Genomic DNA, 16,807 nt, shown 5'->3' with positions numbered 1-16,807 from the left:
CGAGTTTGTTATTGGTTAAGGGCTTCCTATAAAACCATCGCAATGCGGGAACCTCTAATCCCTAAAACATGGGGCGTTTTACAGCCCGAATTTTACCATAACCTCCCACCCACAAATATTTGGATCCGAAAATAAATCTGTCGGAATTCCGACAAATCCTCTGTGAAACGATCAGCCCCGCAGAGCGACCTAAGTTGCGACCCATAGGGAGTCAACTTATTGAGTTCAGGAAAGCTCTGCGCCTGAGTTCAGGAAGCATTGTGCCTGAGTTTCCCCCGCGTTTGGATGGAGGTGGAGAGGCGGCGGGAAAACTCGGGAGACTTTTCAGTATCAGAAAATCATACTCTTTGCAAGTAAAAAATAGGATTCTTGTCGGAACGCTTGCATTTTATTGTATGCATGTAAAGTTCTATCCACTAAAATCTAACCCCTAATCACTAACACGTCGGAACACTTGAAAAATATCAGTTTTTGATCCTTATGATCCCAAAAACCTTCTTAATTTCTGGGTAAGATTGGGATCTTACGCCTGCACGGGAAGTTCTTCCGTCGACCCTTGCTTGGAAGCTCCGAGTTTCCAAGCAGCTTCCTTCAAAGATAAGTATCCTACGTAAAAGAATCCGAGCGCATAAATTATTAAAAATCCCACGATTTGCGGCTTTCCGAGAGCAAAGGAAAGAAACACGGTTCCTAAACAATAGAATCCCATTAGAAATTCAAGCACCACATGAAAGTCCAACGGAACCGTATATTTCAGTCTTTCTTTCAAAACATCCGTACTTTTCTCGATTTTAAGTTTCGGTGTACGTTTGAAAGAAGATTGAATTCCAAGAATCGCTTCGAGCCAAGCTCTCGTATTTACGATCGCAATTCCGGTCCCAATCATGATAAGAATTGGAAGATAAATCATTCTTCTCTTCCAATCTTTGTGTAGAATTCTTTGTGAATACGCGTAGAAAATCATGGGCCCCACCGATCCAACGGAAAGAATCGCAGCGGTCCCCATCAAAATCTCGATCGGAAGATCATAAAAATCAAATCCGGACCAATAATTCATCAAAAGCAAAGGAGCGCTGAATAATATATTAATCACCATCAGCGGATGAACGGAATAATTGATTAAATGAACGATAGCTTCGGACTTGATCCTCCAAGGAAGATCCGCACGAAAAATTCTCGGAAGCAATTTAACCGCGGTTTGGATCGACCCTTTGCACCAACGAAACTGTTGGGATTTGTAAGCGGATATCATCGCCGGAATTTCCGCTTTACATTCAATATCTTTAAAATACCGGAATTTCCAACCTCTCATTTCCGCGCGGTAAGAAAGGTCAAAATCTTCCGTGAGAGTGTCGTGTTCCCATCCTCCCGAATCGATGATACATTCCTTTTTCCAGATTCCGGCGGTTCCGTTAAAATTCATCCAAAGATGGGAACCGTTTCTTGCGACTTGCTCAATCATAAAGTGTCCGTCGATTCCGAACGATTGCGCTTTGGTAAGAACGTTGTAGTCCGCGTTGATATGCCCCCAACGAACCTGAACCATTCCTATTTGAGGATCCTCGAAGTAGGGTACGGTTTTAATCAAGAAATCAGGATCCGGCATAAAATCCGCGTCGAAGATTGCGATATACTCTCCTCGTGCCACTTTCATTCCGGCTTCTAAAGCTCCGGCCTTGTGTCCGGTGCGCTCCGCTCCGGCTCTGTGAAGGTGATGTATATCAAACCCGAGCGCTTTGTAATGATTGATAAGTTTTCTAGACTTTTCGACCGTCTCGTCCGTGGAATCGTCTAAAAGCTGAATTTCAAGTTTGTCTTTCGGATACTTGAGAGCCACTGTGGTTTCAATCAAACGATCCACAACATAAAATTCGTTGAAGATCGGAAGTTGTACCGTTACTACCGGCAAATTCGGATTGTTGACGTCTAGGATTTTATCTGGCTCGGACTCGCAATAGGCATGGTTCTTTTTATAGAGATATACCATAATATAAGTATGAATCCCGAAAAAAAAGAGCGCGACAATGTCGATCCCATAAATGGCCAGAAACAGTAGAGTTACCACGGTCAGCATAATGATAGCCAGAAAAAACTCCACCCCTTAAAAGTCAAAGGTTTTGCACCGCATAAAGCTTTTAGTTTTTTAATTCACATCCACATTTTTTAACCCGAAGCCTAATGTGGGAACTCCTACGACCGATACTTTTCAATGGATGGACAACAACCTCCCTGGTTGTGTTCCTCCACTGCGAATTTTCATTTTGAAATGGACGGGGGGACGAAAGTTACACCGTCCCCTTTTTTTGTATCCACCCAATTGCATCGCGTCCGAATAAACGCCATATTTCTCGTATCATCTTTTCCGATGAAATTCTGCATATCTGAAATTGAAGGCTATGATCTAAGAACACCGAACCGGCAAAGGTCCCGGGAATTTCTTTTTCATCGATTGCGGTTCTAAAAACTTTTCAATAGGAATTCCAGTTTTAAAAAGTAGAAATCTTCATTCTTCCTCAAGTTCGGAAATGGAAGGATCAAAACGATGCGCGGAAAAATTCCACCGACCAGAGACAAATGTGGGAACTCCCAAATCACGGAAAAATCAACGGTTCTATGTCTCACTCCGTCCAAAATTCAAAGGGGTTCAAAAATCAGCTCATCAAAATCTTCTTAGAATCATTGACTCCCGATTAAGCAGGTTTAAACAGGAATAGAACCCCGATTGAGGGATTTTTGAAAATTTTCAGGATATCAATGTCAAAACCAAAAATACAGGGCCAAACTCCAATGACCGCAATCCAAAGCGATTCTTCCGACAAAAACGAACCTGAAATTCATTTGAATAATCCGAACATATTTTTTGATCGGGAACTTTCCTGGATCGATTTCAACCGACGCGTACTGGAAGAAGCAAACGATCCCGAAAACCCGCTTTTGGAAAGACTGAAATTTCTAAGTATCACCGAAACAAATCTCGATGAGTTTTATATGGTCCGGGTAGCCGGACTTCGTAACCTCGTAAAGGAAGGAAACGATGAAAGAAGTTTAAACGGGGACAGCGCTTCCGAAATTCTTTCCGACTTATCGGATAAAGTCCGCGCATTCGTCCGAGAGGAATATGAAACTTTCTCAAAAACATTAGAAGAATTGAAAATGGCCGGAATCCATCTCATTCTCAATCCGGAAGAATTGACGATCAACGAGATCAAACAGATTCAAAATTATTATAAGGAAGACGTATCTCCAATTCTCACCCCTCTCGCGATCGACACGGCCCATCCCTTCCCTCATATTCTCAACAAATCCCTGAACCTCGCCATGGTCTTAAGCACCGAAGACGAAAAGACCGGCGGAAAAAAAGATTTGTTCGCGGTCGTACAAGTGCCGTCCGTACTTCCTCGATTCTTACAATTAAAAGGGAAAGGAGAGGAACGAAGGTTTTTCCCTTTGGAAGAAATCATCAAACTGCACGTAGACGACCTTTTTTACGGAATGACCGTTAAGGAAATCTATCCGTTCCGAATCATAAGAGACGCCGACATTTCCATCGACGAAGAGAAGTCCGTCAAAGACTTACTCATCACGATGAAGGACGAACTTCGAAACCGAATCTGGGGAGACGCGGTTCGGATGGACATACATCAGGGAACTTCCCCCTTTATTAAAAACACACTGAGAGAACTTTTGGAACTTCAAGATCACGAGGTATTTGACGTCGCCTCCATCCTGAACATAAACGACGCAATGTTCTTTTACGGTCTGGATCATACGTCCAAGCTCAAGTATCCTTTTTTTCAACAGAAGGTCACCCTTAAGTTCGATACTCCCGAAAAGATTTTCGAAGCGATTAAAAAGAAAGACAGACTTCTTCATCACCCATACCAATCCTTCTCGGCCATCGAGGATCTACTCAGAATCTCCTCCGAAGATCCCAAGGTCCTCGGAATCAAAATGACTCTATATCGCACAAGCGGAGATTCTCCCATCATCCAATATTTGGGGGAAGCAGCGGAGAACGGAAAACAAGTGACCGTTCTCGTGGAACTCAAGGCGCGTTTCGACGAGGAAAGAAACATCAAATGGGCTCAAAAACTCGAAGCCCGCGGAGTTCACGTGGTTTACGGCTTAGTCGGATTAAAAATTCACTGTAAAATGCTTCTGATCGTTCGAAAGGAAGACGATCATATGGTGCGTTATGTGCACCTTGGAACCGGAAATTACAATTCCACCACGTCCAAATATTATACGGATCTCAGCTTTTTTACGGTCAATAAGCAGATTACGGAAGACGTCGCTACGATTTTCAATACGATCACGAGTTACGCAAAGATGCCGACCCTGAATTTCCTATCCGCGTCCCCACACAATCTGAAATCGACGTTCATCACTATGATCGATCAGGAAAGAGAAAATGCGCTTGCGGGAAAACCGGCAAGAATCATATTCAAAATGAATTCATTGGTGGATCCTCATATCATTCTTTCCTTATATAAGGCCAGTCAGGCCGGAGTAAAAATCGATCTAATTATCCGAGGCATTTGTTGTCTCAAACCGGGACTCAAGGGTATTTCGGAAAACATCACCGTTCTTTCAATCGTCGGAAGATTTTTAGAACATACGAGAATCTATTACTTTCATTCAAACGGCTCCGAGTCCGTCTTTCTCGCGTCCGCCGATTGTATGCCAAGAAACTTCGAGAGAAGAATCGAAGTCCTTTTTCCGATCGTGGAAAGCAAGAACAAGGATCGAATCAAAAAAATTCTGGACGTTCAACTGCAGGATAACGTAAAAGCGAGATTCTTACGTCCGGATGGACATTACATAAAAAGAATATTAGAAAAGGATGAAAAACCCGTAGATTCCCAAATAGAAAGAATGATCTTCGCGGAATAATATTTCAAAAACAAACATGACCACGATCTCCACAATCAACAAATCGGAACTCAAATCCCTGATCGGCCCCGGAAAGTTTTTTTTTAGAAACGATCCAGACTTTGACGAAGCAACCTTTCTTTCTTTCGGAACGGACAGAACCAAGGTTTATAATCCGGATTTCGACATTCTCGCTTTTCCGACCACAACGGAAGAAGTTGCAAAAATCGTAAAGTATGCCTACGATAACGAGATTTCGATCGTTCCCTCCGGAGGAAGAACCGGATACGCGGGCGGAGCGATCGCAAAAAATAAGGAACTAGTTCTTTCCCTTTCTAAAATGGACAAGGTTTTAGACTTTGATCCTTTTTTCGGAAGTATTAAAGTACAGGCGGGAATGATCACTAAAAATCTTCACAAAGAAGCAGAAGAAAGAAATTTCTATTTTCCGGTGGACTTTGCGTCCACCGGCTCGTCTCATATCGGAGGGAATATAGCGACTAACGCGGGCGGAGTCAGAGTCGTTCACTACGGACTGATTCGTCAATGGGTGTTAGGACTTACAGTAGTTACCGGAACCGGGGAAATTTTAGAATTCAACGGAGAAGTGCTTAAAAACAATACCGGATACGATCTCAAACAATTATTTATCGGCTCGGAAGGAACGTTAGGCGTCATTACCGAAGCGACCCTTAAATTGACCACAAAACCTCTGGACAGTCGGGTTTTACTCGTCTCGGCTTCCGATTTCGCATCCATTCTTTCCTTATTTCAAGAGACCCATCTTGTTAAAGTTCCACTACTCGCGTTTGAATTTTTTACGGAATATTGTCTCGGAAAAGTTAAGTCCCATCTCGGAATTCCGGATCCGTTTCAATCTCCGAGCCCATATTACGTTTTAATGGAATTCGAGATTGCGGACGAATCCGACGACGAGAAGTTGTTCGGATTTCTGGAAACAATCACGGAAAAAGGTCTAATCGCCGACGGAAGCCTTGCGCAAAACTCCCGACAATCGGAAACGTTTTGGAAATACAGAGAAGGAATCAGCGAAAGTATCTCCATAGAATACACGGTTCATAAAAACGACATCTCTCTTCCTTTGAGAAATATGGAACCGTTTCTTACCGATATGGAAGCGTTGTTAAACGGTAAGTATCCGGGTTTTGAAATCGCTCTTTTCGGCCACGTCGGAGACGGAAATCTTCACCTGAACATCGTAAAACCGAAAGATCTTTCCAACGAGGATTTTTTCAAAAAATGCAAGAATGTGGATCCGGATATGTTTCGTTTATTACAAAAATATCATGGATCGATCAGCGCGGAACACGGAATCGGTCTTTTAAAAAAAGACTTTCTCCATTTTTCCAGAACACAGGCCGAAATCATTTTGATGAAAGAAATCAAAAAATCCATAGACCCTAAAAACATCATGAATCCGGGCAAAGTGTTCCAATGATTTCCACGAACGGCTCCGGCGGCAAAAAACCGAGTAAAAGAAAAAAGAAGATACAATCAGAACATCGAATTGTTATGCGAAGTCTTACTCTAGACGACTACGCGGACGTAAAAGAGATCATGGATATCGTCTTTCCGGAGTTTGACGGTGCTTGGAAAAAAAATCAGTTCGTTTCTCAAATCACAAAATTTCCAGAAGGACAAATTTGTATCGAGGACAACGGAAAAGTCGTCGGAGCGGCCATCAGCCAAATCGTCAAGTGGTCCGATTACGGAGATAATCACACCTACGAGGAAATCGTTGGAAAGGGAGATCTTAAAAACCACAACGAAAACGGTGATTCTCTTTACGGTGTGGATATTTTTGTTCATCCGGAATATAGAGGTTTGCGTCTCGGTAGAAGATTATACGACGCAAGAAAAGAACTCTGTGAAAAATTAAATTTAGAAAGAATCATAGTCGGAGCCTGGATGCCCGGTTATGAAAACTACGAAGACTCCATGACTCCGGCTCAATACATCGAAAAAGTAAGAGACAAGGAAATCTACGATACGGTTCTTTCCTTCCAACTTGCAAACGGATTCCACGTTCGCAAACTAAAACGTGGATATTTCGGACATACCAAAGGTTTCAGCTCTTATGCCGTTTTATTAGAATGGTTGAATATATATTACGAGAAGGAAGAGACCGCCCTGATCGGAGGACAAAAAACCGTCGTCCGTGTGGGAGTGGTTCAGATACAGATGCGTCCCGTGGCGGGAATCGAGGAATTGATGCATCAGGTGGAATTTTTCGTAGATACAGTTGCTGGATACAACGTTGACTTCGTATTATTTCCTGAATTTTTTAACGCGTCTTTGCTTGCAAGATACAACGACAGAAGCCCTTCGGACGCTATGCGAGCGCTTTCCAGCCATACCGAAAACATCATCGAAAAAATGGTAGAACTCGCAGTTTCATACAATGTGAATATCATTTCCGGTAGTATGCCTGAATATAGAGACAATACACTTCATAACGTTTCCTATCTATGCAGAAGAGACGGCACCTACGAAGAACAATATAAACTTCATATTACACCTGACGAGGATTTTTATTGGGGAGTCAAGGGCGGATACAACCTTTCCGTATTCAATACGGACGCGTGTAAGATAGGAATTCTCATCTGTTTTGACGTGGAGTTTCCGGAACTTCCTAGATTTCTAGCAGATCAAGGAATGGACATTCTATTTGTCCCATTCTACACAGATACGAAAAACGGTTACAATCGAGTCCGGCACTGCGCAATGGCAAGAGCGATCGAAAACGAATGTTACGTCGTGATTTCCGGTTCCGTCGGCGCGCTTCCTCATGTGGAGAATATGGACATTCAGTACGCACAGTCCGCAGTCTTTACTCCTTCCGACTTTGCGTTTCCTCACGACTGTGTGGCCGCGGAATCCGTTCCGAATACGGAAATGACTTTGATCGCCGACTTGGACTTGGATCTTTTAAAGGAGCTCCGTAAAAAGGGTTCCGTTAGAAACCTTTTCAATCGTAGAAAAGATCTCTACGAACTCAAATGGATTTACGAATCATGAAAATTTTTTCAATCGTTACAATTTCGATCTGGCTCGTTTTTGCGGGTCTTCAATGGAACGATCCCGATCCTTGGCTTTGGATTCCGCTTTATATGAGTGTCGTCGTACTATATGCAGGTATTTTAATATATCCTAAAAAAACGAATTTTTGGTTTGGAACGTCTCTATTTCTTTTGGTACTTTTTTCAGCGGGAACCGTATTTGCCGCGATTCAAATCCAAAACTTATCCTTTGACGACGAAGTTACAAGGGAAATGGGCGGTTTGGTCCGGAATCTTAGGGTATTGGATTCGTAAGAGTAAGACGAATTCAATTTCAAAAGGATGAAATCTTTCAATACCTCTTTTTATTCCGATCCGATCTTTCTCAATTCGGTTTTACTCGCAATGTTCTTTTAATACTACCGATCGCTATAAAATAAAAGTAAGCGACTAATCAAACTCACCTTTCGCTAATGTAAGGTAAGCGCCTAATGAAGCCAAGTCTCTCTGAATTGAGGTAAATCCTTGCAAGCAAGAGTTCTCGGGTACGTTTCCCAAGATTTAAAAAGCTCCCTCAAAAACGCATATGGATCGAAACCTGCGAGCTTCGCACACTGAATCAGAGAATAAAAGCCCGCACTCGCAGTTGCCCCTTCTGGACAACCGGAGAAAAGCCAGTTCTTTCTACCGACAACAAAAGGACGAATATCATTCTCGACAAGATTCGTATCCAACTGTAACTCGGGACGATCTAAAAACAAAATCAACTTTTCCCATGAAACGCCACCATAGGAAGCGTTTCAAACAAAAGGAAGCGGAGCGTAGCCGTTGTTCCTCAGCGTAGCTGAGCTCGGCAAGATACGAAAGAGCTTTTCCCATCGAAGATTTGGGAGCGACCTCGACGATCCGCTTGTTCATCCAAGAACGAATCACGTTAACAATCGGCTTGGATTCCGATTGTCTCAGACTTAAATGCTCTTCCGAAGATAACTTAGCCTTCGACTCGACTGCATACAATTTACCGATCTCTTTAACGATCCATTGTGCTTCAGCATTATTAGAATCAACTTTTAGAATATCGAAGAATTTTCTCCTCGCATGATTCCAACATCCGGCGTGAAGAATCTTCAATTTCGATTTCAATAAAGAATCATACGATTCATAGCCGTCCGTCTGAATAATTCCTGAAACGCGATCCATAGGAAGCCATCACCTTACCCACAAGTCACTGTTTGGTGAGCAATTTGAACATAAATCCGATTTCCATGGCTCTGATAAAGCCTTTAAAAATGATAAGAGGTCCCGGGGGCGAGTCTGAATTACGGCCCAGATGTCCACCTAATTTAGCAATCCAAAGTAAAACGGTCCCTAACTCGGGTTCTTCCTTAGGTGGTTTCGGAGATTCAAAAAGTCGACAATAAATGCCTTTCCATTCAAAAGACTCGAATAGTATAGATGCTTTTAAACCTGGAATATTTCTACCTAAGAATGTTAACATCATAACTCTCCAAGCAACAATAGCACAGACAGCGATACAAGCTTTGAATCGATTACCAAATTTAAATTGAGTGGATTCGATATTACATCCAGACTTTAAAACCTTGAAGAAAACTTCAATCCCCCAGCGACTTTTGTAAAAGGCGATCATTCTTTTTGCATCGTCCGAATTATGAATTGGAATTGTGGTTAAGAATTTCCAATCGATAGATTCTTCCTTGGGGCCATCGACATCGGTTGCGGTTAACGCATACATATCAATATTTTCTAATTTCTTGTATTGAGGGGATTTTATCGTTAATTTTTCAAATCGAAGTTCAATTGTTGCTTCCCTTGCTTCTTTCCCTTTCTTTCTGGGAACTGTAATCGTATATATATCCGCTGGTTTTAATGTCTCAAGATAGGACCAAGAGCAACCGCCGCCTTCTATCTTCCTTTCGCGATTTGCGCGTATGAGCATATCCGGAGCGTTTTCTCCAGCGTCTACGTATTCCTGGAATAGTTCGAAAATATCGGCTTCTCTATCACAGATATATACGTATTTCGAATCGGATTCTTTTGCAAATTCACAGACGGCTCTGTATCCCTCGAACCACTTTACGCTTTCCTTATGTTCTATGGACATTTTCCTTCCGTCTTGATCTTGGTTGGCGCCTAATTCCGTACGGGACCACATTTTAAAATCCAGGATTCCTAAAGGGATTCCGTCAGGCGTAAACGCTATCGATGGATGCAATAATAGGCCTTGATTATATTCCGAGTTCATCGGCCCCAAGTCATCTACACGATCCCTTTTTCTATAATAGATTTCCGTTGTGTCGCTTAATACTAATACTGTTTCTTGTTGCTGAAGTCGTTTCTTCGTTGATTGACTATGAGGAGATATTATCTTTTCCGATGATACTTTCGAATTCGAAAAAAAGCGATACGCTCCTTTCGTGTTTGACCAATTGCCAAATATATCTGGCAATCTCGTTCCTCCTCGCTTGGTCATCACGCTCACTATTCTCTTTAGTCGTTTATCTAATCGCTTATCTCCTAAGTTCAGGGATAAATATTCTTCTTCCACCCAATCTAATTCTGTTCCGAGTGCTCTACTCCTATGTTTAGTGTTCATTATAAGACTCCTTCCTTTAGGAGCAATTAAAGACTTTAAATGTCTAGCTTTTTCTGATATTTGTGGGTAAGGTGATGGAATCTTACGGATAGTCAACTTTCTGCTGTTAAAAATATCGTAGACAATTTTAAAAATTAAGAATTATTTAATAGAGTTTCCGAACATTCTCGCTAATATCGAAGTTCTTTTCATAAAAGAGTAATCGTAACCTTCTTTCAACTCCGCATCTTTTATCAAAACTAACTTCATAAAATGAATATTTTTAGAAAAGATCTCTATCATCCAAGACTTCTTGTCTACGATTGAATATAAGAAGTTAAACGCCGGTTTTGTAATTTTCGTTAAAACTCTCTCTTTAGGGTAATGAGAGAATTGTTTAAGTTGAAAAGCGTCACAATTCATAATCGCAATCGACCAAATTAAGGTTCCAAATAAAAATCCCACCGCCGTATATCCTCCAGAAAATATTCCAAAGAGAGTCGGACGAATATAGATAAAAATAAGAACAGAAAAGATCGGTGGAATCAAACCTAGGAATAGAAGAACAGCATTTATTTTTGCTCTACCCTTTCCACGTATTGCGTTTTGGCCTAAATTCGTAAAAGACAATAGTATCAGGATAAGAGAATAGAATAATAAAAACTTATAAACATAACCGTTCCCAAAAGAAAATGCCGTACTATTTTTTGAAGTCACATGCAGAGTTTGTAATAAAAACGCATGTAGGGAGAAAAAGCCGATTAGCAAAAGGTTTATAACATGAAAGAATTTCTTTGAACTTACTTTTGTTTCTTCGTATTGATTGTATAAGGATGTAATTCTGAATAAAAGGTAGGGAATCGGAATGGAAGGAATCAAGCCCCAATTGATAAGCCAGTTATAAGACCAAAACGGGACGAGTTCTCGGAGTATAAAAGATTGAAACCAAAGACCGATCAGTAAACAAAATGTTCCAAAGTATTTTTGAATTTTTCGTTTCGGATTGGGATATAATACATAAAAACCTAATAGAAAAATCAATAAAGCGGTGGCCGCATTAAGAAGGACAATTTCATTTAATAAATTTAAGGACATAGAATTGTCAAGATCGTAAATATCCCGACAATTTTTGCAAACTGTTTTTTTCGATTTCTATGATAGTAAACGTTGCGCTTCTCCATACGTCCAAAAATCTTTATAAAAAATCTTTTCCGGAAATTCCCTGGAAATTTTCGCTCCTGCTTCCAGATAAATACGACCAATTCCTTTTCGCTCATCATTAAACATTCCGTATATCAAATCAAAATTTTGTTCCAAGCAAAATTGCGCGACGCAAGCAAAATTGAATTTTACCGCTTTTGCTCCTTTCAAATTCAGCGGGAAGGCGACGGAATTCCAATCCGCTGCATTGTGAGCAGTAACTTTGTATTGTCGATATGAGGAATTTAGAATAAAACCTTTTTCTAAAGGGATTTGATTTTCTGGCGTTTTTACAATGATCCGCATGCAAGATAGAACTTCGTTTTCGAAAGTTACGAAAAACCAAGTCGAATCACAATCTAGTCCGTCATCCGTTCTAGGATAAAAGTTCCCTGCGTTTCGGTTAATGGTGAATACAAAATCTTTTAGCATTTGTAACGTGTGAAAATTTTCCACATTCCCGGCGTTGAGCTGAAAGCACGAAAAAGGTTCTTTTACGGAATAAAGTTTCAAACCGGATGTAAGTAGGGAATTATCTGCTATATGAACCATAATTGAAAGTTTATGTCTCATATTCAGACAAAGTTGCAACTTTTAATTTTTAAATGGTCATGTTTGTTAACAAAGAACGGAAACGATAGGTTACAAACGTTTGATCAACTATAAGGAAAGAGGATTTCCAGAGTTTAAAAGTTCAGAGCAAATATTATAAAATATTTCTTAACTTATGTGATTAAGTTTACCTTTTCTGAACCGAATTTCATCACTTCCTATTCTAGAATTATTTCAAATTTTAGATCCGGAAGAATATTGTTCTAGAATTATTTTGAGCAAAACAAATGTAGTTTTGAAAATTACATCTATAAATTCAGATTTACTAAATCGGGAAAATTCAAAATCTCTAAATAATAAAGATAGAGCTGAAGTTTTAGCACGGATTTTTTTTCAACGAATTCGTTGAAATAGAAAAGTAGCAGACTAATTACGAAGCGTAAGGCTTTCTATTTATTACCAAAAGTCGATCAAAGTAAATACGCTCGGAAACGCTTTAAAAGTTCCTCATGTAAATACGGATCATCGACGGGCATATCAGAATCCAATCGGTTAAATCGTTTCCGTAATTCTTTTTTTATTTCCGCACTCGGAGTCTGAGAATCAAGCATTCGAACCGAGGCATACACTAAATCCGATAAAAAATTTCCCGCTAAAAAGTTGTGATTCCCTTCAATACTCAAAAGAAAATCGAAAGACGATATCAAAATTTCCCAATCCAATCCGTCGGGATTTCGGATATTGTGTGTCATTTTTACAATCGCAAGTGCGGCAGCAGGTGATCTATCTTTGATTTCTGCAAGCGTCTTCTTGCGATCGGAAAGATACGTATGGATCGCTTGTAGTACACTGCTTTCCGCTTCGCCCTTTCCATCCCACAAAAGCAAAAGCGGTGCAAATTCTTTCAGTTTCCAAGAAACCGCTAAGTAACCCGCGGCTATTACTTGCTCAATTTTTTTACTTCGTAATCCCCTTTCTACCAAGTGGTAATACTTTGGTTCCGGTTTATCTTGGATAAATTTCAAACATCCTACATCGATTCCTTCGCCTCCAGCTTCCAACAAAGCGTCAAGCTGCTTCTTAATCTCTTTCTGGATTTCCTCATTTTCTTTCGATCGTATCATCTATTGTCTTCTTTTGTATATTGTATCCAGGATTCTCACTTCTATTTACACTGTATTGAAAAACGTCATTGAACAAATTGAGCTACTTTTTCACTGTCCGGTTTTCCGGGAAACCGTTTTCTGCCTTTATTTTAGTTTTTGGTCGGCTCAGGAACAGCAATTCCTTCCTCTATCATCCGTTTCTCAACTTCCTTAATTAATTTCTTAGTCGCCTCATAAGATTTTCTATATTCAGGATCTAAAAAGCTATCCCCTGCCCATTCTCCACGCTGAAAGACTTTGCCATTCTTGTACAAAGTCCCTTTACCATGATAATGAGTGTTTTTAAATTCACCTTTGTAAACTAGATGGCCGTCGGAATCCGTCTCAACTCCGAAACCGTTTAAATATCCATCCGTCCAATTTCCAGTCAGAATTCCATCTTGCTCTCTAAATTTAACAGTTCCAAAACCATCCTTGCAATTCCCTTTCAAACAGAGTCTACCATTTTCCCAAACTCCTGAGTATTGTTTACCGGAAGCAGTAGTTTCCGTTCCCTGACCATTTGCAATTCCTTGAATCCAGTATCCTTCAAATATAAATTTTTTTCTATCTTCCAATGGTTTCATATTCCAACAAGAATACACTCCATATCCGTCAAAGTAACCGTTTACAAAATCTCCTTCATATGTACAGCCGGAATAATATTCAGCTTTTCCTTTCCCATTCAACCTGTAATTCTTAAACTCACCAGAATATCGAGTATTATTGAATTCCTTAACCCCAATCCCACTCCTGCAATTCCCTTGGATACAATGAAAACCAAAGTATCTTACATAGAACAATCGTCCTGCTCCTATGAGGATGAAAGAAAGTACAACAACTCCAAGAATCCGAACAAAATATTTCCAAATACGTTTCATTGGATTACAACTCGAACCAATTATTCTTTTTTGGTTTCTCAAATCCTGGAGCTACGCCGGACTGTTGCACTTCTTTAGACAAAGGAAAAACAACTTTATCCAGAAAGGTAATTATATCCTGCGCACTGCCTCCATAATTGGTTATTGATAGATATACAACAGACGCTGTTACCGACTTCTGGTAGGCTACAGGATCGTTGATACTACTGTGATCCATTTCCGCATGTTTGTCTCCTTGACCTTCATACGTTTGGAACATCACAACTTCACCTTTCTCATTTCTCAATACATGCCCTTGCGCAAACGAATCTTGAATGATATGAAGTGCAGAACCGGTCAGTTCGGCTCTTACTTCTTTAGGAAGTAGAAAGTTCCCATTGCCGTCCTTAGCTGTGCTCAGTGTAAATAGATCCACAATGGTTTTCATAATCTCTTTTTTGGTCGTAGTTGCGGCGATTTCTCCCCTATCCGCCATCGAGTGCAATTCCTGCATGTCACCGAAATGAGATCTAAAAGTTAAAGAATCATCTGACATTCCAGCGCTATGTTTCGCAAATACTTCAAGGAATTTGGATAAACCTTCCGGCAAATCATTCGACCTAATCCCTCGTATCATATCCATCGAGGCTTCAACTCCCGCAATCTTCGCCGCTTCTAACGTAATATTTTCATGGTTTGGATCGTTAGGTGCGATCGTATGAACATTCATTAAATTGTCTGACGCCGTTCTTTGACGTATTTCATAGGTACCGTCGGGCTTAAGTTCCGCTACAAAATCAGGATTACTCGTCGGCAAAATATGCTTGCCTTGCTCTATCATATGTTTTGCATATTTTTCTTTCATACCTTGCGTCATAAACGGACTTTCTGAAGGATCATCGTTTGATCCACCGCCAAACAACGCTTTCTTGATCCCATTCCAGCCGTTCGCAAGGTTCTCACCGTTAATACCGCCAACGGCCCCCATCGCACTTTCCCAAGCGCTCACAACTGCACCATCCCGTTCCAGATATCATCGAGTAAATTCCGATTCGCAGAAGCGTGATTCGGGTTGGTAGCCTGCTCAAAGATATTCCCGAGAAGATTTTTGTTAACTCCGTATTGAACGTCACTGCTTAAACCACCGTATTCTGAAACTGTCCAAGAAGGCGTTACGCTCAGAAGAGGACCGAGCCCCGACGTAAGACCAACCGTTGCTCCGTAACCGGATTGCGTATCGTACGAGAGACCTAAACTACCGGACAAACCTTTCTTCTCGTTGTATTGACCTCGGATCGTTGCGCTCAATCCTTGCGATTGATTCTCTCGACCGATATTATTCACATGGACTCCCGCATCCACCCAGTTCGAATAGTTACCTTGATTATCCGTTTGACCAAGACCCATTTTTAAACCTACGCTTGCGCCCCAAGCTCCGCTCTTTGCGTTGTAGTTCAAGCCGATGCTTCCACCCACCTGCACATCGTTTGGTGTCCCGATGTTAACTCCCGCTCCGAATCCGTTTGCGTAGCTGTAGCTTAAATTCACACTTCGAGGGGTTAGGAAATAGGGGTTAGATGTCAGGGGCGTGCCCCGCCGCTTCGCTACGGGTCGCGCTCTTCGTTTCAATCTGCAACGCACCATTTCAAACTTTGCGTATATTCCGGTTTCAGCATTTAACTCATGTTGCGTTGCAGTATTTCCACTTCGATCGCTCACGCGGTTGTACGTCAGAATTTGGTTCGTTTCAAAGTTCACTCACTCTTTTCACTCTTGAGCTTTCTTTAAAATTTCTCGTGTTTGATGACCTTTTTATTTTTGTAATACTTCCTTTCCTTTAATTTACCGTTTTCATATCTTTCCTGCATTGTTCCCACTCCTTTGACAAAAGTAACTCGGTATTGCAAATCGCCAGTATCGAAATATTTCAGCCATTCACCTTCTTCTAAACCGTGAACATATTTTACTTTTTCATTCAAATTACCAGATTCATGGTAAATCAACTGTTCCCCTTCGCGTTTCCCGGAAACATACGTACAGCTTTCCTTCGTCTTACCGTTTTCCCAAATTAAATGAAGTTTACCGTCATAAACTCCCTTTTTGTATTCAACCATACCTGCTTCTTGACCCGCAGGCCACCAGAGTTTCCAAACGCCTTCTTTCTTTCCCTCCTTAGTTTCACCCAATTCCCATTTACGAAAATCAAAGTTAAACTCGGCTTCTTTCGGAATCGAACTCGGCTTTTCACGAGGTGGAAGTATTTTAGCTTTGTCTATATTAAATCCGTAATACTGCTTTCTCGAATACCAACGACCGTCTATGTAATGAGTTGCATCTGTAAGTCCTTCTAACGAATAAACCTCACCTTCAAGAACACCGAGAGTGCTCCATTCTGTTCTTTTTAAAAAAGGTTCCTCTTTTTCCTCTAATATAAAAGTTTTATATTTCTCATTGTATACCGCACCTCTCGGAACATTGGAAGGTCTTGGAGGCTCCCCCCATATCGAAATCGTAAAAAGAAAACTAAATACTAAGATCGTTCTGAATTTCATTGTTGCTCCTTTT

The 16,807-nt window shown here is 40.9% G+C and carries 9 protein-coding genes and 5 pseudogenes; 5 read left to right on the top strand and 9 right to left on the bottom strand.

All coding sequences use genetic code 11. The features are described from left to right. Positions 1 to 523: 523 nt before the first annotated feature. The gene (locus tag FHG67_RS07385) at positions 524 to 2,074 is read right to left on the bottom strand and encodes a cellulose synthase family protein (protein WP_004501889.1); all 1,551 of its coding nucleotides are present in this window, start codon (positions 2,072 to 2,074) and stop codon (positions 524 to 526) included. A 680-nt stretch (positions 2,075 to 2,754) separates the two neighbouring features. Here FHG67_RS07385 and ppk1 point away from each other — a divergent pair. From ppk1 to FHG67_RS07365, 4 genes and pseudogenes are all read left to right on the top strand, one after another. Then, positions 2,755 to 4,893 carry a polyphosphate kinase 1 gene (gene ppk1, locus FHG67_RS07380; RefSeq protein ID WP_004496711.1) on the top strand — a complete coding sequence of 713 codons (2,139 nt, stop codon included), beginning with the start codon at positions 2,755 to 2,757 and terminating at the stop codon, positions 4,891 to 4,893. A 16-nt stretch (positions 4,894 to 4,909) separates the two neighbouring features. Next, entirely contained in the window at positions 4,910 to 6,331 is a 1,422-nt protein-coding gene (locus FHG67_RS07375; protein WP_004501909.1) for an FAD-binding oxidoreductase, read from the top strand. After that, a complete protein-coding gene (locus tag FHG67_RS07370) occupies positions 6,328 to 7,911 on the top strand; it encodes a bifunctional GNAT family N-acetyltransferase/carbon-nitrogen hydrolase family protein (protein WP_004496713.1) in 1,584 nt (527 codons plus the stop codon). Before FHG67_RS07375 ends, FHG67_RS07370 begins: the two co-directional genes overlap by 4 nt. Further along, positions 7,893 to 8,238: pseudogene (locus FHG67_RS07365) on the top strand (transmembrane 220 family protein). The gene FHG67_RS07370 and the pseudogene FHG67_RS07365 overlap by 19 nt, the downstream one beginning before the upstream one ends. 214 nt (positions 8,239 to 8,452) lie before the next feature. Here FHG67_RS07365 and FHG67_RS07360 read toward each other — a convergent pair. The 4 genes and pseudogenes from FHG67_RS07360 to FHG67_RS07345 all read right to left on the bottom strand — a co-directional run. Beyond that, positions 8,453 to 9,077: pseudogene (locus FHG67_RS07360) on the bottom strand (IS66 family transposase); the annotation flags it as partial. Between the two features lie 40 nt (positions 9,078 to 9,117). Then, positions 9,118 to 10,506, bottom strand: a complete 1,389-nt coding sequence (locus FHG67_RS07355; protein WP_004496761.1) for an IS4 family transposase — start codon at positions 10,504 to 10,506, stop codon at positions 9,118 to 9,120. Positions 10,507 to 10,647: 141 nt separating this feature from the next. Next, positions 10,648 to 11,580 (bottom strand): LIC10906 family membrane protein, encoded by a 933-nt coding sequence (locus FHG67_RS07350; RefSeq protein ID WP_142499721.1) that lies wholly within the window; start codon positions 11,578 to 11,580, stop codon positions 10,648 to 10,650. A 7-nt stretch (positions 11,581 to 11,587) separates the two neighbouring features. Continuing rightward, a pseudogene (locus tag FHG67_RS07345) lies at positions 11,588 to 12,237 on the bottom strand (LBL_2463 family protein). Positions 12,238 to 12,424: 187 nt separating this feature from the next. Here FHG67_RS07345 and FHG67_RS22315 point away from each other — a divergent pair. Further along, a pseudogene (locus tag FHG67_RS22315) lies at positions 12,425 to 12,646 on the top strand (LIC10906 family membrane protein); the annotation flags it as partial. Between the two features lie 61 nt (positions 12,647 to 12,707). Here FHG67_RS22315 and FHG67_RS07335 read toward each other — a convergent pair. The 4 genes and pseudogenes from FHG67_RS07335 to FHG67_RS07315 form a co-directional block, all read right to left on the bottom strand. Continuing rightward, positions 12,708 to 13,361, bottom strand: a complete 654-nt coding sequence (locus tag FHG67_RS07335; RefSeq protein ID WP_142499720.1) for a hypothetical protein — start codon at positions 13,359 to 13,361, stop codon at positions 12,708 to 12,710. A 131-nt stretch (positions 13,362 to 13,492) separates the two neighbouring features. After that, positions 13,493 to 14,263: an MORN repeat protein gene (locus FHG67_RS07330; RefSeq protein WP_004501650.1), complete on the bottom strand. Its 771-nt coding sequence runs from the start codon at positions 14,261 to 14,263 to the stop codon at positions 13,493 to 13,495. 4 nt (positions 14,264 to 14,267) lie between these two features. Then, positions 14,268 to 15,790, bottom strand: a pseudogene (locus FHG67_RS22845) (hypothetical protein); the annotation flags it as partial. A gap of 236 nt (positions 15,791 to 16,026) precedes the next feature. Beyond that, on the bottom strand, positions 16,027 to 16,794 hold the full coding sequence (locus FHG67_RS07315; RefSeq protein WP_004499482.1) for a toxin-antitoxin system YwqK family antitoxin: 768 nt from the start codon (positions 16,792 to 16,794) through the stop codon (positions 16,027 to 16,029). Positions 16,795 to 16,807: the final 13 nt, after the last annotated feature.

The sequence above is a fragment of the Leptospira weilii genome (genome assembly GCF_006874765.1).
GTDB classification, from domain to species: Bacteria; Spirochaetota; Leptospiria; order Leptospirales; family Leptospiraceae; genus Leptospira; species Leptospira weilii.
Note: the sequence above shows the minus strand (reverse complement) of the source record. Positions and strands in the feature narration are given on the sequence as shown.

Coding starts and splice junctions, on each gene's coding strand:
- FHG67_RS07350 (WP_142499721.1), bottom strand. CDS start 11,580: ATGTCCTTAAATTTATTAAATGAAATTGTCCTTCTTAATGCGGCCACC.
- FHG67_RS07385 (WP_004501889.1), bottom strand. CDS start 2,074: ATGCTGACCGTGGTAACTCTACTGTTTCTGGCCATTTATGGGATCGAC.
- FHG67_RS07370 (WP_004496713.1), top strand. CDS start 6,328: ATGATTTCCACGAACGGCTCCGGCGGCAAAAAACCGAGTAAAAGAAAA.
- FHG67_RS07375 (WP_004501909.1), top strand. CDS start 4,910: ATGACCACGATCTCCACAATCAACAAATCGGAACTCAAATCCCTGATC.
- FHG67_RS07315 (WP_004499482.1), bottom strand. CDS start 16,794: ATGAAATTCAGAACGATCTTAGTATTTAGTTTTCTTTTTACGATTTCG.
- FHG67_RS07330 (WP_004501650.1), bottom strand. CDS start 14,263: ATGAAACGTATTTGGAAATATTTTGTTCGGATTCTTGGAGTTGTTGTA.
- ppk1 (WP_004496711.1), top strand. CDS start 2,755: ATGTCAAAACCAAAAATACAGGGCCAAACTCCAATGACCGCAATCCAA.
- FHG67_RS07355 (WP_004496761.1), bottom strand. CDS start 10,506: ATGAACACTAAACATAGGAGTAGAGCACTCGGAACAGAATTAGATTGG.
- FHG67_RS07335 (WP_142499720.1), bottom strand. CDS start 13,361: ATGATACGATCGAAAGAAAATGAGGAAATCCAGAAAGAGATTAAGAAG.